At 41.3% G+C, this 20,362-nt stretch carries 17 protein-coding genes, 1 tRNA gene and 1 other RNA gene; 12 read left to right on the forward strand and 7 right to left on the reverse strand.

What is annotated here, in order from left to right:
* From M2R47_RS07995 to M2R47_RS08005, 3 genes are all read right to left on the reverse strand, one after another.
* Nucleotides 1–821, reverse strand: an 821-nt coding sequence (locus M2R47_RS07995) for a GA-like domain-containing protein (protein ID WP_249101478.1), incomplete at its 3' end; no start/stop codon positions are given.
* A 69-nt stretch (nucleotides 822–890) separates the two neighbouring features.
* Complete coding sequence (locus M2R47_RS09530; protein ID WP_283162943.1) at nucleotides 891–1,847, reverse strand: OmpA family protein; 957 nt, start codon at nucleotides 1,845–1,847, stop codon at nucleotides 891–893.
* A 495-nt stretch (nucleotides 1,848–2,342) separates the two neighbouring features.
* Nucleotides 2,343–4,442 (reverse strand): FAD-dependent oxidoreductase, encoded by a 2,100-nt coding sequence (locus M2R47_RS08005; protein WP_283162944.1) that lies wholly within the window; start codon nucleotides 4,440–4,442, stop codon nucleotides 2,343–2,345.
* Nucleotides 4,443–4,685: 243 nt separating this feature from the next.
* Here M2R47_RS08005 and M2R47_RS08010 point away from each other — a divergent pair, with 243 nt between their 5' ends.
* The 6 genes from M2R47_RS08010 to M2R47_RS08035 all read left to right on the forward strand — a co-directional run bounded on the left by M2R47_RS08010 (nucleotide 4,686) and on the right by M2R47_RS08035 (nucleotide 10,743).
* Nucleotides 4,686–5,036, forward strand: a complete 351-nt coding sequence (locus M2R47_RS08010; protein ID WP_249101481.1) for a protein tyrosine phosphatase family protein — start codon at nucleotides 4,686–4,688, stop codon at nucleotides 5,034–5,036.
* A gap of 138 nt (nucleotides 5,037–5,174) precedes the next feature.
* A complete protein-coding gene (map, locus tag M2R47_RS08015; RefSeq protein WP_249101484.1) occupies nucleotides 5,175–5,966 on the forward strand; it encodes a type I methionyl aminopeptidase in 792 nt (263 codons plus the stop codon).
* 315 nt (nucleotides 5,967–6,281) lie between these two features.
* A complete protein-coding gene (gene glnD, locus M2R47_RS08020) occupies nucleotides 6,282–9,014 on the forward strand; it encodes a [protein-PII] uridylyltransferase (RefSeq protein ID WP_249101486.1) in 2,733 nt (910 codons plus the stop codon).
* Nucleotides 9,015–9,063: 49 nt separating this feature from the next.
* On the forward strand, nucleotides 9,064–9,822 hold the full coding sequence (locus M2R47_RS08025) for a WG repeat-containing protein (protein ID WP_249101488.1): 759 nt from the start codon (nucleotides 9,064–9,066) through the stop codon (nucleotides 9,820–9,822).
* A gap of 72 nt (nucleotides 9,823–9,894) precedes the next feature.
* Nucleotides 9,895–10,252: a transfer-messenger RNA gene (gene ssrA, locus M2R47_RS08030) on the forward strand.
* A gap of 400 nt (nucleotides 10,253–10,652) precedes the next feature.
* Nucleotides 10,653–10,743 (forward strand) — tRNA-Ser (locus M2R47_RS08035).
* Nucleotides 10,744–10,930: 187 nt separating this feature from the next.
* Here M2R47_RS08035 and ccmE read toward each other — a convergent pair.
* The 3 genes from ccmE to M2R47_RS08050 all read right to left on the reverse strand — a co-directional run bounded on the left by ccmE (nucleotide 10,931) and on the right by M2R47_RS08050 (nucleotide 12,570).
* Nucleotides 10,931–11,440, reverse strand: a complete 510-nt coding sequence (ccmE, locus tag M2R47_RS08040) for a cytochrome c maturation protein CcmE (protein ID WP_249101491.1) — start codon at nucleotides 11,438–11,440, stop codon at nucleotides 10,931–10,933.
* Between the two features lie 78 nt (nucleotides 11,441–11,518).
* The gene (gene ccmD, locus M2R47_RS08045; protein ID WP_249101494.1) at nucleotides 11,519–11,749 is read right to left on the reverse strand and encodes a heme exporter protein CcmD; all 231 of its coding nucleotides are present in this window, start codon (nucleotides 11,747–11,749) and stop codon (nucleotides 11,519–11,521) included.
* Between the two features lie 11 nt (nucleotides 11,750–11,760).
* On the reverse strand, nucleotides 11,761–12,570 hold the full coding sequence (locus M2R47_RS08050) for a heme ABC transporter permease (RefSeq protein WP_249101496.1): 810 nt from the start codon (nucleotides 12,568–12,570) through the stop codon (nucleotides 11,761–11,763).
* Nucleotides 12,571–12,770: 200 nt separating this feature from the next.
* On the opposite strand from M2R47_RS08050, the gene M2R47_RS08055 reads away from it, so the two are divergent.
* The 6 genes from M2R47_RS08055 to qatD all read left to right on the forward strand — a co-directional run bounded on the left by M2R47_RS08055 (nucleotide 12,771) and on the right by qatD (nucleotide 19,740).
* Complete coding sequence (locus M2R47_RS08055) at nucleotides 12,771–13,379, forward strand: hypothetical protein (protein WP_249101498.1); 609 nt, start codon at nucleotides 12,771–12,773, stop codon at nucleotides 13,377–13,379.
* On the forward strand, nucleotides 13,376–14,524 hold the full coding sequence (locus M2R47_RS08060) for a glutathionylspermidine synthase family protein (protein WP_249101500.1): 1,149 nt from the start codon (nucleotides 13,376–13,378) through the stop codon (nucleotides 14,522–14,524). The genes M2R47_RS08055 and M2R47_RS08060 overlap by 4 nt, the downstream gene beginning before the upstream one ends.
* 664 nt (nucleotides 14,525–15,188) lie before the next feature.
* On the forward strand, nucleotides 15,189–16,955 hold the full coding sequence (locus tag M2R47_RS08065; RefSeq protein ID WP_249101503.1) for a KAP family P-loop NTPase fold protein: 1,767 nt from the start codon (nucleotides 15,189–15,191) through the stop codon (nucleotides 16,953–16,955).
* A gap of 3 nt (nucleotides 16,956–16,958) precedes the next feature.
* Entirely contained in the window at nucleotides 16,959–17,702 is a 744-nt protein-coding gene (locus M2R47_RS08070; RefSeq protein ID WP_249101505.1) for a hypothetical protein, read from the forward strand.
* On the forward strand, nucleotides 17,699–19,012 hold the full coding sequence (gene qatC / locus M2R47_RS08075; RefSeq protein ID WP_249101508.1) for a Qat anti-phage system QueC-like protein QatC: 1,314 nt from the start codon (nucleotides 17,699–17,701) through the stop codon (nucleotides 19,010–19,012). The genes M2R47_RS08070 and qatC overlap by 4 nt, the downstream gene beginning before the upstream one ends.
* Complete coding sequence (gene qatD, locus M2R47_RS08080; protein ID WP_249101510.1) at nucleotides 19,009–19,740, forward strand: Qat anti-phage system TatD family nuclease QatD; 732 nt, start codon at nucleotides 19,009–19,011, stop codon at nucleotides 19,738–19,740. Before qatC ends, qatD begins: the two co-directional genes overlap by 4 nt.
* 221 nt (nucleotides 19,741–19,961) lie before the next feature.
* Here qatD and M2R47_RS08085 read toward each other — a convergent pair whose 3' ends face one another.
* Entirely contained in the window at nucleotides 19,962–20,297 is a 336-nt protein-coding gene (locus tag M2R47_RS08085) for a hypothetical protein (protein ID WP_249101513.1), read from the reverse strand.
* Between the last annotated feature and the right edge of the window lie 65 nt (nucleotides 20,298–20,362).

Raw genomic sequence — 20,362 nt, forward strand, 5'->3', positions numbered from 1 at the left:
TCATTAACCGCAGGCACTTGAACTGGAGCAACCTTGTTCACACGATCTTGTAGTGACTCTTTGGTGTTGCCTTTGTCGTCTTTGGCACCTTGTGGCAATGCTTTAACAGCTTGATCTGCTTTTTGCTTAGCTTGGTTAACTGCTTGGTTAAGTCTGTTTAGTTCATCAACTTCTTGTTGGCTGATGACGCCATCTTTTTTGATGTCGTTTAGCTTATCTTCAGCAGCTTTTTTAGCATCTTCTGCTTTTTTCACCAAGGCTTCTGCTTCGGCAATTTTTGATGAATCATTACCATTATCTTGTTTTTTATCATCATCTTTACTTTTGGTAAGTGCAACAATACCACCAGTACCCGTCAAACCGATGATCCAAGGTAAGACAGCCACCTTAACCTTGGTGCTGGCTTCAGCCTCACCCACCCACCATGGATGAATATAAGATTGACCACCTAAAGCCTGACCTTCAGCATCTCCAATGGCAAGCTCGGTAACATAATCGCCGACTTCACCAGTATCTGGAATGTAGTAGTAATATTTACCATCTTCCGACAGACCTACAAGAGCAGAATCCGCTTTTTCATAATAGCCTTCGATGATGATGTCATCATCTTGACCTTCTTTATCCAAGATGATATGTAGATTTTTACCCACTCTTTTAGTGATGATATGATCAGGTGCTGTACCACGGGCAACATCCAGCAATTCATAATTAACTTTAGACGCTGCCTTGATGACGGTCGGCTTGCCATCTTTGACGATGACGGTATGATTAGCCACAGTTTGGGTGGCGTTATGTATTTTTAATGCGATATGTTTAGACATAAGTATACTCTTAATTTTCTCTAAAATTGATTATTAAACCAACAATTAATCACTAACAAATGACGCATCTTACTGTTCGTTTGGAATGACTACCATGACACGACGGTTTTGAGCACGACCTTCTACAGTGTCATTCGTTGCCACTGGACGAATTTCTCCAAATCCTTGTGCACTGATGCGAGCTGGATTAACACCATAATTTTTAATCAGCTCCAGTCTGACCGCAGCAGCTCGTCTTTCTGATAATGCCTGATTATACGCATCTGAACCGCGAGAATCAGTATGCCCTTCAACAATGACTTTGGCATCTGCATACTGGCTTAGGAAGTCAGCCGCCTTTGCGATTTCCCCCTGGTATTCTTTTTTAATATCTGATTTGTTAGTATCAAATAAAATGTTTAATTTAACATTTGGGCGAACTTCCACATAGTATTCAGATACGGGCTGTGGTACTGGTGCGGGTGGTGGAGGTAAGACCGGCTCTGGTTTTGGCGGTGGTGGTGGGCAGTTTTCTGCCTGCACACGACTGATTTGATGATTTTGTCGATAAATACCATTAAAAGCGTTCGCAACTTTATCATCTTCTAGTGATGCCAACATGATATTGCGATCATTAACATCTGCAACAAGCACTTTGGTTTGACCTGGTTCAACTTTGATGTTAACGACCTGATGCATCAAGTCATTGATCTTGACAGCAGTTGGCACAAGCGATAAAGCCACATCGCCAGAACAAACGATGGCTTGAGCATAGTGATTGTCCTGTATACTTGTCAAGAATCGACCATTGACAGCGATATTCAGACTGTCGTCTGGATTGCTTTGTTTATCGGTCTTTGGTCGCACAAGAATGATGCTGGCCGTACGCTCTGAGAGTTTTGGGTTGAGAGGATTGCTATCTATTTGGGCAGATTTAGACCAACTGACCGCATTGGGAATGGTAGCGACGGCATGAGTACTAAAGAATAGCAACATGGCAGATGCTACAGCTGATGCAGTAGTTACAAAAGGATTGAACTTAGGCATTGAGCTTTTCCTTGTTGAATTAAATGATTGGGACGACAGCCGAACAGGGGCAAGCAGTTTGACCACATCGCTTCTAGTTAGGCTTCGTCAGATTAGAAATCATGTCCATTCATCAATAAATTAAATGAACAACTGTCTACAATGCGCATGATACTTTCAATAACAAATTAATGCAATATGATGCTAATGGGAAACATATGGTAACATTCTTTCATGTCAAATGTGCCGAATATCTCATGCAAAAAAAAAAAAAATGAAATCAATTACTTATATCAATATAATATTGACAATATTTAATTTATAAGCTGATATTTTTATATGAAAAGTTTACAATTGATATACATAATTAATACAATGTAACCATCAACCTCTTTGATGGTCATGATAGGCAACCAACCACCCTACTCAAAAAAAAACTTAAACTCAAACCCCATCAACCCAATCGATTGTATGACACATGACAAATACGCAAAAATGAAACAAACCGACACGCACTCACACCAAAACCCCAACTTCAAAGCCTTCTTTGATGGCTCGCTTGGCATCTAATCCTTCAGACCTTTTAGCACCGCCGATGATGTGGTATTGTGCGATTGGTGCGTCTCCAACATTCGGCATCAGGGCATTCACCGACTCTTGACCTGCACACACCACTACCGTATCCACACGCAACAGTTGTGATTGACCTTCCACCGTTATCCATAACCCCTCATCAGTCACTTTCTCATAAGTTACGCCACAGATTTGTCTCACGCCAGCTTGCTTGATGGTTGCTTTATGTACCCAGCCTGTGGTCTTGTTTAAGCCCTTACCCATCTTACCTTTCGATCGTTGCAGCAGATAAATTTGACGCTGGTGTTTGATGGGTGTTGGTGCCACCACAGCCCCAGCCGTCGTATAATTAGCATCGCCATCAATGCCCCATTGCCTAAAAAAATCATCGGTCGTTTGAGCAGATGGGCGAAATGTGGGTGAATGAACCTCTTCTGACACAGTCGCTCCATGAGCCAAAAACTCCGCCACATCAAAGCCAATCCCACCCGCCCCAATCACTGCCACACGCTTTGCAGCCACTTTTTTACCAGAAAGTAAGTCGGCATAACTCATCACACTAGGCAAATTAAGACCTTCAATGTTCAACCGTCTTGGTACGACGCCTGTCGCCACGATGACATCATCAAATGCCATTGTGCTTAATAACTGCCTGGTCACATGAATGCCCATACGAACATCAACCTGATGCCATGAGAGTTGTTCACGAAAATAGCGAATCGTCTCAAAAAACTCCTCTTTCCCTGGAATGACCTTAGCATAATTAAACTGACCGCCAAGCTCTTGCTTAGCCTCAAACAGCACCACCTGATGCCCACGATGAGCCGCCGTAATTGCTGCCATCATGCCAGCCACGCCAGCACCGATAACGGCAATCTTTTTGGGTTTTTTGGCAGGTTTGATGGTGTATTGAGTCTCATGACATGCCAAGGGGTTGACCAAACAGCTTACCTGCCGATTGTCAAAAACATGGTCAAGACAAGCTTGGTTGCAACCAATACAAGTATTAATCAAATGCGACTGATTACGGCGTGCTTTGCCAACCCAATCACTGTCAGCCAAAAATGGGCGAGCCATCTGAACCATATCCGCCTGCTTACTTGCCAAGATTGATTCGGCTGTTTGTGGCATGTTGATGCGATTGGAGGTGATGACAGGAATGTTCACAGCATCTTTGACGGCTTTTGTGTATCGCACAAAGCTTGCACGCGGTACAGATGTTACGATGGTTGGCACACGGGCCTCATGCCACCCAACCCCTGTGTTGATCAAGGTGATGCCAGCCTCTTGTAGCCAAGTAGCCAGAGTAATAACCTCCGACATGCTTGCTCCACCCTCCACCAAGTCCACCATTGATAAGCGGAAGCTGATGATGAAGTCTTCACCGACTTTATCACGAATCGCACGAATGACATCAATGGCGAATTTGGCACGATTTTCCAAACCGCCACCATACTCATCTGTGCGTCTGTTGGTGCGTTTGGATAAGAATTGATTAATCAAATACCCTTCTGAACCCATGATTTCCACACCATCATAGCCTGCTTGCTTGGCAAGATGGGCAGTCTTAGCAAAATCTTCAATGGTCGCAAGAATGTTATCCGTACTCATCTGGCGTGGCTTAAATGGCGAAATTGGTGATTTTATCGCACTGGGTGCGACCACAAAGGGGTGATAACCATAACGCCCAGAATGCAAAATCTGCAATAAAATCTTCGCCCCATGCTTTTGTACTGCACGAGTTACCCTGCGATGATGTACCACATCAGCCCTGCGGTTGAGCGTACCACCAAATGGGGTAAGCCAGCCTTGCCTGTTAGGGGATATGCCACCTGTGATGATCAGTCCAACACCACCTTTGGCACGCATCTCAAAATATGTCGCCAACTTACCATAGTGATAAAACCTATCCTCAAGACCAGTATGCATCGACCCCATGACGATGCGATTTTTAATGGTGGTAAATCCTAAGTCCAAAGGCTGGAAAATATGTGGATATGCCACATGATCGCCACCAGTCTCTGACTGACTTGAAAGATTCATGAATTTAGTGGGCAGTTGTCCCCCAAACTGCTTGGCGTTTTTTAGCACTGCTTGAAAAAATTCTTTCATGATACCCCTTAAGATTACATCGACTGAAAAATGATGATTTTAACATAGGCCTGATGGTTATTTTTTGAGATTTTTTGTCTGTGACTTTGCAGTCATGAAAGGTTGGCACATACCAAACCATTGCCAAAACCACCAAAACAATGTAAGCTATGATTTTTATATTAAGGAATTGCCATGACTGAACTTGCACCAGAATTTCGCATCACCATCTCAGGACAAATCACTCCTGCTGATGTTGCAGAACTTGCCAATCAAGGGGTTAAAACCATCATCAACAACCGCCCTGATCATGAAGAAATGAATCAGCCTACCTCCGATGAGATTCAAGCCGCCTGCGACAAGCATGACATCGCATACAAACAGATTGCTTTTGCAGGAGGCATGCTTGACATGACTCATGTTCAAGAGTTTGCTGATTTTTTTAACGCCACAGAACGCCCTTTACACATTTTTTGTCGCTCTGGCAACCGATCAAGCATCATCTTACAGGCGGCTCGTGATCGTGATCTGTTAGATGAAGAGTAGTCATTCGTCAAACCAACCAAATCGTTTCAATTCAAGCAAAAACACAAAGAATTTAGTAAAATAGACATTAAACCCTTCTTATTTTTAAGTATCGCACACAGCACTGCGTTCATCACATCAATCAGCTAGGTCAATCTTATGAGTACAGCCATTCCCATTTTAAATCATGATGATATTGAAAAAATGAAAGTCGCTGGCCGTCTGGCAGCAGAAGTACTAGAAATACTCGACCCTCATGTCAAAGCAGGTGTTAGCACAGGGTTTTTAGATGATTTGGCATACAAGCACATCACTGAGGTACAAAACGCCATTCCTGCTTGTCTTAATTATAAAGGCTACCCTTTTACGCTATGCACTTCTATCAACCATGTGGTATGCCATGGCATGCCTGACCACAACCGCCTTTTAAAAGATGGGGACATCATCAATATTGATGTTACCGTCATCAAAGACGGATATTACGGCGACACTTCAGCAATGTGGATCATCGGGGAAGGTTCGGTCATGGCAAAACGCCTCTGCGACACCGCTCAAAAAGCCCTATACGCTGGATTGAAAGTTGTTAAAAATGGTGCTTATTTGGGAGACATTGGCGCTGCCATTCAAGAAGTCGTCGAGCCAGAACGATTCAGCATCGTGCGTGAATTTTGTGGACATGGCATTGGCAAAACCTTTCATGCCGAACCACAAGTATTGCATTATGGCAAAAAAGGCACAGGCGTACAGCTAAAAACAGGCATGGCACTCACCATTGAGCCAATGATTAACCAAGGTGTCTGGCAAACCAAAATCATGAAAGACGGCTGGACGGCAATCACCAAAGACCGCAAGCTGTCTGCACAATGGGAACACACGCTGATCGTTACTGATAACGGCTGTATTGTTACCACCAAGCGACCAAATGAAGATTTGAGCTTTCTGAGCACTTAACCCCTCTGTTGGCACGCTTGCCAGCCAGGCGTGCCCACCCGATCACAAAAACCCACTCACATGCCAAACATCAAAGTCAGACCAAGCCCATCACGCCACATCTTATTGAACATTCAGCCGTGAATGACAATTTCACAAACCCACTATTGCTCAAACAGATCGTCAAACACAAATAAAATCAAACAGCATTTGCCCATTATCTGACAATGATTGATTTGATCAACTTAATATTTATGCTAGTATGGCATCAATCATAGCTTTGTCCATGAGGCCATCGCAATTAAGAGTTCCCACAAATACCAGTAAAACTCAATCATGAAACATCCACCTCATCACGATGCTAACATCTTAACCATCACTTTCACACCCCCACCAATCAAAGCTCAAGAACCATTTGATGGCACGCCCATCAAGTCTTGGCTACTAGACATGAATCACCAAATTGATGAACACTTATTAAGCTTAGACCATCCCACCGAACAAATTGGCAGTTGTATCCAGCTTCGCACTCACGCAATTGATGCTCTGTTAAGCGATTTGTTTCACGCTTATTTGCCTGATGATTTGGCACTGTTTGCCATTGGTGGTTATGGAAGAAAAGAGCTTCTCCCTCATTCTGATATTGATATGCTGATTTTGGGTGAGGACATACAGGCACACAGTCAAAGCATTGAACGCTTTGTGGCAATCTTATGGGACATTGGCATCACGCCTGCCATCAGCGTGCGTACGCCCAGCAACATGACTTTTGCCGCCACCGACCAGACCATCGCCACCGCCCTACTTGAAGCCAGATTGATTGCTGGCAATCAGATACTAAAACACACGCCAATCAACACAGTCAAGACCATCTGGAGTGTTCAAGCGTTTTATGCTGCCAAGATGGCAGAGTTCAAGGCACGCCATTTGAATCATCACGCCACCGAATACAATCTAGAACCGAATGTTAAGACCGCACCTGGAAGCTTGAGAGATTTGCATGTTTTAATTTGGTTGGGCAGATTTTATTTTGATGAAGCACATGATTTATCAGACCTAACAGAGGCTGGGTTGATCAGTAGCGACGAGCTGACCGACTTAAAAAACGCACAAAAATTTTTATGGCTCATTCGCCATCATCTACACACCCTATCAGGTCGTTGTGATGACCGCCTACTATTTGACCAGCAAAAAAACATCGCCAAGCGTCTAAACCTCATACCAGATGATGCTGATGGCAAAATGATCACACGAGCACTTGAACACATGATGCGACAATATTATCAGCATGCCATGCAGGTAGCCGCACTCTGTGAAATGTTGTGTGCTTATTACCAAGAACGCTATTTTGGTGGCAACCATAACTATCTAAGCATTGGGCATGATTTTTATCAGATGATTCATGCCAATAATGTCGATTTACCCCCAAAAATCATCGCCAAAGATGATACCATTTTCATTAAAAACCCCGAAAGCCTGCTTAAAATTTTTCTCATTATGGGGCAGCATGGCATCAAAACAATTGCCGCCAGCACACTCAAAGCCATACGCCTTGCCAGCAGTCAAATTGATGAAAACTACAGAAAAAATCCCAAAAACCGTGCACTTTTTTTGGCAAATCTACAAGAAAACAATCTGCTATTTCATCGCCTAATGCTCATGAAGCGTTATGGCGTACTGGGAAATTATCTACCCCCCTTTGGACAAATCATGGGGCTCATGCAGTATGATTTGTTTCATCGTTACACCGTAGATGCGCACACACTGCTTTTAATTCAGGTTTTACACCGTTTTGGCGATGTGAATGATGATGAATATCAGCATAAGTTTGACCTGGTGGGTGAGATTTATCAAAAAATCAACCGCAAGGACCTGCTCGTCATTGCAGCCATTTTTCATGACATTGCAAAAGGAAGGCAAGGAGATCATAGCAGGCTTGGGGCAGATGATGCCTATCGGTTTGCAACAGATCATGGGCTGAATGAAGCAGATGCGTCTTTTGTGGCATGGTTGGTGCGTGAGCATTTGACGATGTCGTTAACCGCCCAAAAGCAGGATCTTTCCGATCCTGTCGTGATTCTTCAGTTCGCCAGATTTGTTGGGACGGTAGCACATCTCAACCATCTGTATGTACTGACGGTCGCTGATATGAATGCCACCAATAGCCAGCTTTGGAATTCTTGGCGAGCATCATTATTAAAACAGCTGTATGTCAGCACACATCATGTACTTAGTCTTGGAGAAGAAACGATCGATAAGCATGCCGTCATCACCAATCGCCAAAAAAAAGCACTCTCTTTATTGACACAGCCATCTAATGAGATTAAAACCCTATGGTCTGATTTTAGTGAGGAATTTTTCTTAAAACAAAAACACACCGACATTGCATGGCAAACAGATGAAATTCTCACCCATCAACACAAACTCAAAACCAACGAGCTCATCATCACTTTAAGAACACATTCAGATTTGGCATTAAATGCCGTACAAGCATTCATCTGCACACATGACCAAAACGATCTGTTTGCCTCGACCGTAGGCGTGCTGGATCAGATGGGGTTGTCAGTGTTGGATGCCACAATTTTAACTGTCATGATTGATGGCATGCCTGCTGCATTAGATTGCTATGTTCTTATTGATCGTTACGCCATTGGTGGCGGGAATGAACGAGATGATATCTTGACAAACGCCATTCGTAAGCAGGCACTGATTGACGCTCTTACCAAAGCCCTCAAAGATGACAACCATGAGTTCGTGCCACGACATTTTGGACTTGATAGACGACTTAGGCACTTTACCGTCCCCACCCAAGTACAATTTACTAAAGCGACTTCATTGGCTCATACAGGGCAACAGATGATGTCGTTAATCACCAAAGATCGCCCTGCACTCTTAGCCAGACTTGGACAAGTATTTAGTCAACTTGGCATCAAAGTACATGGTGCACGAATCACCACTTTAGGGGAGCGTGCTGAAGATGTGTTTTATCTAAGTGATACCAATAGCCAAACTTTAAGCAAAGATAAATTAGACGCTCTAAAAGTCGCCATCATTCATGCCCTGGCATGATATAATGAGTGTATTTTTTTAGAATTGAATAATATTTGAAGTCAATACCATGCTAAAACACGCCGCACCATTACTGGTGGTCATCTCGGTCATGGCACATGCCGAATCGCCATCACCTGACTCATCAGAACAACCAATAACCTGTGAACAACAAATCAATTTACCCAGCGGATATCAGTTCGTCCACACCACTGAAGATTGTCAATACAATGAAAATCTGGCTGTTGTTAAAAAAGGAAATCAGTACGGCTATGCCAATGCACAAGGCGAAATTGTGATACCGCCACAGTTTGATAAGGCCGCCAACTTTGATGATGGTCTGGCACTCATCAAACAATCTGATAAGTACGGATACATCAACCCAAAAGGCACAGTTGTCATCAAGCCTCAGTTTGATGACGCATGGGGATTTTGGGAAGGTCGAGCTAAAATTAAACAAAACAATCACTATGGCTTCATTGACAAAAAAGGCAATATTGCGATTGCCGCCATCTATTCAGATGCTGGAGACTGGTTTGAAAATGGTCTGGTCAGAGTTAAAATTCATGGCAAATGGGGTTTTATTAATAAAAATGGCAAGATTGTCATTCAACCCATATTTAATGCAGCAGCAGATTTCTCTGAAGGTTTGGCATCGGTTGGCATCAAGACACAAAGTGGCTATAAATATGGTTACATCAACCCAAAAGGCGAGATGGTCATTCCCACCATCTATGATACCCCCGCCAATTTTATTGATGGTCTTGCTTTCGTCATCAAAGGCAATCAAGCGTATTATATTGATCAGTCAGGCAAAAAAAGCAATTGAAAACAATGAACGCAAAATTCATCTCATTGGCATTGCTATTATTGCGGTTATTTGTTAGAATGTCCAAATCTTGGGGATGTTCTGGCTTCGACGCTGGTAGCAAAACCTAATGGTGCATGTCAAGAGTGTATGCCTCTTGTAAATCAACATACCTTTAAAATAGTCGCAAACGACGAAACTTACGCACTAGCAGCCTAAGGGCTACTTGGGACGGCACAGATTGCCTTTGGTTTGGTTGCTCTCCCCGATGCGAACGCACAAAGGATAGCATCTGTTAGCGTTGCGATGACAGGTGCGAACTTTTAGCAAATCGTCCAATCCATCCTGACTGTCGGTTCGGTGCGGATTAAAGCCATAGACAGATTCTAAGCATGTAGAGTCATAGGCGTAGTGCTGGCGGACGCGGGTTCAACTCCCGCCATCTCCACCACCTATCAAAATCACTGAAAATCATCAAGTATTTTTAAGTGTCATAAACCATCAAAAAGCTTGTAAATCAAGGCTTTTTTGATGCCTGATTGTGTTTTATAAGCCTGTTTTGTATCGTGTTGCGTCATGTTATATCAAAGCATTTTACACACACAATGACACACATGATTACCGACCAAAAAATCAAATCATGCCAACAATTACCCATCATGAACAGCCCAGCCTTGCCATCAGCAGACATGGAATGTAGGGCAAATTGAGACATCAGCATAGACGCCTCACTCACAGTTTGACTTTAAGGACAGACAAACATACACAAACCCAAATGACAACACCTTTTATGTATTACCCATTAAAATTATTAAGACAAAACCAAAAAAGTCTGTTATAATAAAGAAATTGGAGATGTGGCTGAGTGGTCGAAAGCGCACGCCTGGAAAGTGTGTATACGTTAATAGCGTATCGAGGGTTCGAATCCCTCCATCTCCGCCAAACTACATTTTTTACGGTAAAATCAATCAGTATCAAGCTGTATCAAACACCATCAAAAACCCCTTGCAGGATAATACTTGCAAGGTTTTTTATTTTTCATGCAACAACACTCCATGACCAGCGATCAAACTCATATTGCCATTTATTAAGGCATCGGCATGGATCGTATGAATCTGGTGGCCTGATACTAAGGATCAGGCTTGCGTTCATCAATCTCACTCATAGGAACAGCGGGCACAAATTGCTCCCTGTTAAGATTTGCACCACGAGCAGCATGTTCTTGTTTTAAAGACTTAGCAACTTCTGGTGGCATGTAGTTTTCATCATGCTTTGCCAGCACTTCTGAGGCAATGAACACCCCATTTTTAAGCTCGCCTGTTGCCACGATGCCAGAATTTTCCGCAAACAAATCAGGCAACACACCACGATAGACCACAGGCACCGATTCTTTATAATCCGTAATTTCAAACCGTATATTAAGTCGGTCATTAGGATCTCTTTTGACCGAACCTGACACCACCATACCCCCTGCACGAATGCGTTTAGCCTCTGGTGCTTGACCCTGAACAATGGCGGTTGGGTCAAAATAATAATCTGTCTGCTGGCGAATGGCATACAGAATCAAGGCCACAGCGATCGCTACCCCTGCCAGCATGGCAAAAACCCACATGAGTTTTTTTTGTCTAACACTATTCATAATTTGGTGACTTGTAAAAATGATTGTCAAAGATACGATTGAATGGCCAAAAAGGCTTCAATTTAAATGGGCAGTTGCCTAACCAGATACACCATTTGCATTTAATGACTTACGCTGCTTGTTAGTCAAACGCGAAGACTGCTTGATGTTTGATTGCTGCAACCTTTTAAGCGTCGCCTTGCGTTCTTTTAAGACAAAAGAGATGAGCATGATCAATGCAACAAAAGTGATGCCATAGCATGCCCAAACGAACACCCCATGGCCTTGCATGTCAATGAATTCGCTAAGATTGGAAAAATACAGAGTCATCGCTTGCTACCTTATGATTGAGGATTGGCTGGCTTGTTAAGTAGTTTTCTTACCCACGATTTGTTATGTTCTCGTGCCAAAATTAAAGTGTTGGTGCGATAGATAGCAATTGCCGCCACCAAGAAGTACATGCCAATCATCATCATAAGCAATGGTAGCCACATACTTGCTGGCATTTTAGGGGCACTGGTTACTGTGAAAGTCGCCCCTTGATGTAGCGTATTCCACCATTGTACTGAATATTTGATGATGGGCAAATTGACCGCACCCACAATGGATAATATCGCTGCTGCCTTACCACGATTTTGGGCATGTTCAAAAGCTGCAAATAACGCCATCACACCAACATAAAGAAATGCCAAAATCAGCATACTCGTCAAGCGCGCGTCCCATTCCCAATAAGTACCCCAAGTTGGCTTTGCCCAAATAGACCCTGTCAGCAAACTAAGCACACAAAAAATGAAACCGATCGGTGCGATTGCTTGGGCAACGATGTTGGCAGTTTTAATCTTCCACACCAAGAAAATCACGCCAAGCACCGCTAAGGCAAGATAAATACTCATTGCCAAACTGACTGCTGGCACATGAATGAAAATGATGCGGTAGCTGTTGCCTTGCAAATAATCAGCTGGCGCAAAAACCAAGCCCCACACCGTGCCAAGGGTCAAAAAAACAGTTGCAATGACAGCAAGCCACTTGACCCACGGCGAAAAGATGTGAAAAAACCTCTCAGTACCGACCGTTGTCAAAAAACCCTGCCAAAGACGGTCAAAAAAACCCCTTGACTTGGACGGACGGAACATGTTATCAGGTGTCGTCATTGTATGAACCAACCATTGGCAAAAGATGAAAAAGTAAAAATAAGTATCCATAGAATTATAGCATGACTTCATGGCATTGGGAAATACATTGACATAAAACAAACCACAATCAACTTAAAAAAAACCTTGTAAAATCACTCATTTAACCGCATAATAATTCATCATTTATCAACCAACCTTAACATTAAGCAAGGAAAATCATGTCTGTTTCTCAAAAAAGCCTATCTTTAGCATTATTAAGTCTTGGCGTTGTCGGATTATCCGCCTGCTCACCCAGCCCCAGTCAAGCTCCACAAGCACCAAAAACAAGCGAGCAAAGTCTGGCCGATGCTGAGCGTGAACTTGCTGAAGCCCAAAGCCGTCTGGCTGCAGCTCAAGCAAAAGCCGAAGCAGCAGCCATTAATGACGCTGCTTCCCAGCTAGAAGCGCAGGCAGCCAATATCAATCAACCCTCAAGCGAACAAACGCCGATGGCGACCGAGACGGCACAAGCTGATGATGGCATGGGCGTCGGTGGTGCGTTACTGGCGGGGGCAGCAGCTGGGGCAGCAGCTGGCTATCTTGCGAATAAAGCCAGCAATGCTCGTGTGGCAGACGCTTCAAAGACTGCTCAAACACCTGCCACCACACAGCAACCCACCACCAATAACTCCGCCCAAAATGTACAAAGCGGACAGGCAGCAGGACAACGACAAAGTGCCGCTCAAAGCACACAAAATTACCAAAGTAGCCAAGCCCAAAAACAACAAGCCACACCAAGAAAAGGCTTTGGTAGCGTGGGTAAACGCTCAGGCGGCGGTCGTTCATGAGGCGCATCACCACCCAACCAAACCAAATTTGGCACCATGATTTGGCACGGATGGGATTTGAGCATGTAAGCATAGATCCATTCTACTGGCAAAACCACTGGCAAGACGATGCGTATTATGTCTTTGATGATGGCGAAATCAACACACTGACAAAAGCAACCAAAGAATTGCATCAAATGTATTTCTCGGCTGCACGCCACATCATCAAAACAGGTGATTATGCCCGTCTTGGCATTGATGATGAGTCAGCAGTCTTGATTGAACAAAGCTTTCAGCCTGACACGCCAACCCTCTATGGTCGGTTTGACTTATGTTATGATGGCACGAACACACCCAAGCTTTACGAATACAACGCTGACACACCAACTCTCATTTTAGAAAGCGGGGTAGCACAGCGACACTGGTTACAGACGCACGAGAACCTTGGTCATGCCAAGCAGTGTAATAGCATTTACGAACGCCTCATGGTCGAGTTTCGAGCTTTAAAAGGTCGCACTCTTTATTTGACCGCCATGAGTGATGAGAGCGAAGATGTGATGGCCACGCGCCACCTACAAGACATCGCCAGACAATCAGGGTTGGACGCACGATTCATTGATATCAGCGATATTGGCTTTCATGAAACACAGCAGGCTTTTGTTGATTTGTATGATGAACCGATTGAACTGCTATTTAAACTGTATCCTTGGGAATGGCTACTCCAAGAAGAGTTTGGGCAACATATTGCTAATGGTCGCACAACATTCATTGAACCTGCTTATAAACTACTTTTTAGCAACAAGGCAATGCTTGTGGTATTATGGGAACTGTTTCCCGATCACCCAAACCTTTTACCGACCTACCTTGAAGCAAGTCAATTCAGCGGTGAGTTTATCAAAAAACCGTACTTTTCTCGTCAAGGGGCAAACATTTCTTTACATACTCATGACTTTAGCTTGCAAACAGGCGGTAATTATGGCACAGAAGGGTTTGTGTATCAACAAGCCCAACTACCACCCACTTTTACTGACCAGCATGGCGACATAAAACACGCCATCATCAGTAGCTGGATCATTGGACATGGTGCAGCTGGTATCGGCATTCGTGAAAGTCATTCCGCCATCACAGGTGATGACAGCATCTTTGTGCCACACATATTTTATTAAACAATCGCACATGCCTTAAAAGCCACTTTTCAAAAACAAGCGGCTCTCTTAGCCAAATGCCAAATGAATGCAGCCAATCACAGCTTCATTGCTTTATTTTTAACTGCTCAAATAGCAAATGTATCCCAAACCAAAAAAAACAGCTCAAAACATTGAGCTGTTATTAAGAGATGATCAAAATTTCATTTAGAACGGTTGTTTCTATTTTATAGTAAAATGTAAACTATAAAGGTATTTAAAATCAAATAATTAAGTGCTTATTCTTTACTTTTCAATCTGGATTGTGTAAAAATAAAGTATGAGAAGATTAGATTTCAGATTTTATTTTTACACAATATGCTTGCTATGAGATACCAAGTTGGCAATGTTTATCCATAAAATCATTGAAAGAAGGAAAAGCAGGTAGGTTGTAGAAATTATCACGTTCAACTCTATAAGAGGCATTGCTAAATTTGAGTATGCTGTTTTTTACGCTTATTGATTATAGTAGTTTAATCTGTTTTATTCCACTTCCATCCCTTTTCCTAATATCTTTTAATTTCGATAACTCATCCACCAATCTTGATACTTTCTATATACTTATCATTATAAAAACATTAAAAATGCTTGTTGAAAAACGTGTTAGTATATAAAGGTCTATATCTTTATAAATGAGAGGGATTTAATGTGGTCAGATACCGAATCTAAAGAAGACTATCTCAATTTTGGTGAAGTTTCCCAAATTGTTACCGAAATATTGGAGACAGATACAATGCTTCCGGTTTCTATCGGTATTTTTGGGAACTGGGGAGCTGGAAAATCATCTTTATTGAATTTGATTGAGCAAGAAATCAACCAAGACGAATGGATTGTGATTAAATTTGACGCTTGGCTTTATCAAGGATTTGATGATGCTAGAGCAGCACTTTTGGAAGTAATTGCAAGCCATTTAATTCAGGCTGCCAAAGATGACGAAACTATTTTGCAAAAATCTAAAAACTTATTAGCTAGCATCGATGGTCTGCGTTTGGCTGGCTTAGTTGCAGAGGGTGCAGCTTTTGCTATGGGAATACCAACTTTTGGCTTAATTTCCAAAACAGTTGAAACGGCAAAGAATTCATTAGACGGTATTCAAGATGAGGCAGAAAGTAAACAAGTTGTGGACACAGGAAAGGATATTGTTGATTCGGGACGAAACCTTATTAAACCAAAAGAAAAACAAACGCCACCACAACAAATCGATGCATTTAGAAAAGAATATGGCGAAATATTACAGGATTTGGATAAGAAGTTGGTTATTGTGATTGACAACCTTGACCGTTGTCTGCCTGCTAATGCCATTCAAACATTGGAGGCAATTCGTTTATTTTTATTCCTAAATCGTACAGCATTTATTATCGCGGCTGATGAGGAGATGATTCGTCATTCCGTTGCAGAGCATTACAAAGATTTGTCGTGTCGTCATCAAATTGATTACTTGGATAAATTGATTCAAATTCCCATTCGTGTACCCAAAGCAGGTGTGCTTGAAATTCGTGCATATCTGTATATGTTATACGCCATTTATCAAAAATTACCTACAGAAAAACTGGCAAACTTACGCCAATTTTTAGAAGTCCATTTGCAGCAATCTTGGCAAAATCAATCCTTAAAACCAGAAGAGATAACCGTCAAAATTGATGAACAAGATAATCAAGCTCTATTGGCAGATTTTGAACGAGCAAATAGAATAGCCCCGTTATTGGCGAATTCGCCTAATATTCACGGAAATCCTAGAATTGTAAAACGCATTTTAAATACCATTAAAATGCGTACCAAAATCTCAGAAAAGCGTCAAATGCCATTAGATGAAGCAATTATTACCAAGTTAGTGATTTTTGAGCGATGTGTAGATTCTGATGTGGTGACAGAATTTTATCAACTTATCAATGAAGAAAATGGAAAACCCCAATTATTAAAAGAGCTGGAAAATAAAAATGAGCAAAACTTATCAATGCTGTCTGAAAATAAGCCTATTCAGGAATTTATCAAAGAATGGGTAAAATTAGAGCCCAAATTATCTGATGTTGATTTGCGAGCGGCAATTTATTTATCCAGAGAAACCATACCGCTAAACACTTATACAGCTCAACTTTCTCAAAAAGCCCAAGATGCTTTAAGTATTTTGCTTAAAACCACATCAAGAACAGGCTCACAAAATACCCAAAATACCATTCAACAATTAACAATAAATGAACAAATCTCTGTTATGGAGGCCTTAATTGAGCAATTAAGAAAAGCGGATGATTGGAGTAAAAGTCCAAATGGTTTTACGGGAGCTTGTTTGTTAGCAGAAAACTCAGAAGGTGGTGCAAAAATCTTAAACCGCTTTATTGTTGAATTGAAAAATAAGGGTGTTAATGATAAATGGTTTACAGTAAGATTAAAAAATGAAAATTGGTATCAGGAGTAATAAATGGGCACTTCACAATCTAGCGTAGGACCAAATGGTCGTTCGCCCCTATTACCCGCTTGGGTTGATGACGGTCAAGCATTACCGCAAACACCAGAACCGCAACGATTAAAGGGATTTCGCCAAGCGATCGGTAGGTCTGTACAAGGCGGTGGGCGTGAGGATGTGCGTAAAGCACTCGGTCATTATGCTCAAAAAGCGAGTGGCGGTAAACATACAGCCGTACAAAAGCTAGGCAAAATCACCCAAGCAGGTTCGGGCTTATTTGGTATTTTTTCAGGCAGCCAACAGCAACAATATTCGGTTAATTTAAACAGTTTGAATGGTCAGTCTTGCGATAAAGTCATCAACCAAATTACCGAACTTTTGGCTGGACATCACGGCGATTCAGACAAAATTCGTTATGCAATGAATATTGCTTTATCAGAAGCATTGGAAGGAATGACAACATTTGATGAAAATAGCGTTACCATTGAAGTCATCGGTAAAATGATGATTTGTTATTTAACTGAAAGTATTTTCTTACAAATTGCACACGATGCTGGTAAGGCTTGGAAGAAAGGCGATAATCCTGTGCAAATTGCCGAAGTGGAAAATGCTTTACGACAACTTATTCGTGAAGTGGTGGATATTACGCTTGCCCCTAAGTTTACTGATGATATTTGCCAGCTAACAACCGAACAAATGCAAGAAATTCAAAACCAAGCCATTTTGGAAATTTGGGAAGAATGGGAGGATTATTTATGACTCAATTGGTTTTTCATCACGACATTGAACAATTAAAAAATCTACCAAATGGTGCAATACCTGTTCGGTTGTATGGAATGGGAGATAAACATCTACAAATTGCTCATATAGGCAATAAGGTTTTGGATAGTGTAAGAAGGTTGGGTGTTGGGCTCAATAATCAAGTTATGGATTTTCTAGCCATTGCAATGGCAGTAACGGCAGCAGATACTTTTGTTTTGCGAAAAGATACTGCAAATGGTTGGTGTCGTTCTTTTTCTATTACATTGCCATTATGTCAGCCTGATATTTGGCACACGAATAAAGCACACTTAGAACAGATCTTACACTTTTTGAGTGGCGATATTTGGCAATTTAATTTTCAGGCAGACGGAAAATTACCGCCACAGCCTTATACGCCAAATGGCAGAACAAACTTGGTTGATTTGAGAAATAAAGACTGCGTTTGTTTGTTTTCAGGAGGTTTAGATTCAGCGATTGGAGCGATTGATTTATTGGAACAGGGATATTCCCCTGTATTGGTAAGTCATTCTTATAAAGGCGATAAATCGCGTCAGCAAGCAATTATTCAACAACTTAACCAAAATAGATATGCTAACTTTTCTCAATTTAATGCAATTGCACAGCCACATTTAAACAATGGTGGTACGGCTGAAATCACAATGCGAACCAGAAGTTTAAATTTTTTGGCATTTGCAGTTGTATCAGCTTATGCATTACAGGAAGTTATTCAAAAAGAGATTGATATTTTCGTACCTGAAAATGGGGTTATTTCAATCAATGCCCCTTTAACCTCACTCAGAGTTGGTACTTTGAGTACCCGTACCACGCATCCTTATTTTATTCAAGAAATACAAAAATTATTCACTGCAGTCAACATTCCTTTTACTTTAAAAAATCCTTATCAATTTAAAACCAAGGGTCAAATGATAGCAGAATGTAAAAATTTACCATTATTGCGACAAATTATCCCTGATACCGTGTCGTGTAGCCATTGGAAACGCAAAAACCAACAATGTGGGGTTTGCGTTCCCTGTTTGATTCGTAGAGCCTCATTGCATTATGCTGGGGTTACCAATGATGCTCAATATGAATTTAATGATATTCGGCAAATTTTAATAAATCAGGATAGAAAAGATGATTTGTTTGCTTTAATAAGAGCTATTCATCAAAAAAATGATCGCAATATAAATCAATGGGTTTTACAAAGTGGCCCATTACCTATTCAACAATTAAATCAGTTTGCAAATGTTTTTGTGGATGGATTGAACGAAGTAGAACAACTTTTAATAGCGAACCAAATATTATGATGGATATGCATTGTCATTTGGATTTATATTCCAATCCACAATATGTAGTGGAACGATGTCAAGATGAGAATCTGTATGTCTTATCTGTTACAACTACACCAAAAGCGTGGTATGGCACAAGTTTATTAGCAAAAGATTGTTCTCGTATTCGTACCGCTTTGGGATTACATCCCCAATTAGCTCACGAACGTTGGCAAGAATTAGAATTGTTTGATGCTTTGTTAAACCAAACTCGCTATGTGGGTGAAATTGGCTTAGATGGTGGAAGAGAGTTTAAGCCATATTGGGAAACTCAATTAAAGGTTTTTCGTCATATTTTAAGAAGCTCAGCAAAAGCTGGTGGTAAAATATTAAGCATACACTCTAGAATGAGTGCTAGTGCTGCACTAGATGAATTGAGTCAAATAAATGACAATTTACCAATTCTTCATTGGTTTTCGGGTACCAAACAGCAGTTAAAGCGAGCAGTTGAAATAGGCTGTTATTTCTCGGTTGGACCTGCAATGTTGAGTAGTAAAAAGGGGTATGATTTAGCTCAACTTATGCCAATAGAAAAAATATTAATTGAAACTGATGGACCTTTTGGGAATTTTAAAACACAAGCTTTATTTCCTTGGAATGCCAATATTAGCATTCCAATATTGGCAGGTATGTGGGGAATGAATATTTCAGAAGCTGAAAATATATTGAGACTAAATCTCTTTAGCTTAGTTTCAAAACATATATAAACCATAAGCCTACCTATCAAAATTCTCAATCACTCCCAATAACTCAAATTCCTTATAATATCTCTACCTACAATCTCAACTCAAACCATTAGGGGATTCCCCTAATGGTTTGAGTTATTTAATTTACAATGAAACTTTTATTATAGCTAGGCAATATCTAGCTATAATAAATAAGACTACCTATTATTAAGCTGTCTTTAATCGATCAAAATAACACGTTTTTAATATCCTTCTATTCGAATACCAGTACCTTTTAGAATACGGTTGTATTCTCTAATATCTCTGTCTGATGTTTTAGGTGTAAATTGTAAATCACCGTCTTCATCATAAGAAAACTGAGAAGGCATTTCCATACCACCTACATTTACTCGCTTTTTCCCTTTATTAGGGTTCTTCTTAATCCGAATAACTTGTCCTGTTGAAGATGTTTGTTTTTCAACTTTGGATTTGTGTTGAGTTTGTTTTGTTTCTGTCGTTGTCGATTGTATAAATTTATTAAATTCGGCAACCGTACAACCTGAAAGAAAAAAAGCCATAATACAAGGGGTAATGCACATTCCACTCTAAATGATCACTTATTCCACTCTTCACGTGACCACTTATTCCACTCTGATTTGACCAC

The sequence above is a fragment of the Moraxella oculi genome (genome assembly GCF_023336735.1).
In the GTDB taxonomy this organism is placed as follows: domain Bacteria; phylum Pseudomonadota; class Gammaproteobacteria; order Pseudomonadales; family Moraxellaceae; genus Moraxella; species Moraxella oculi.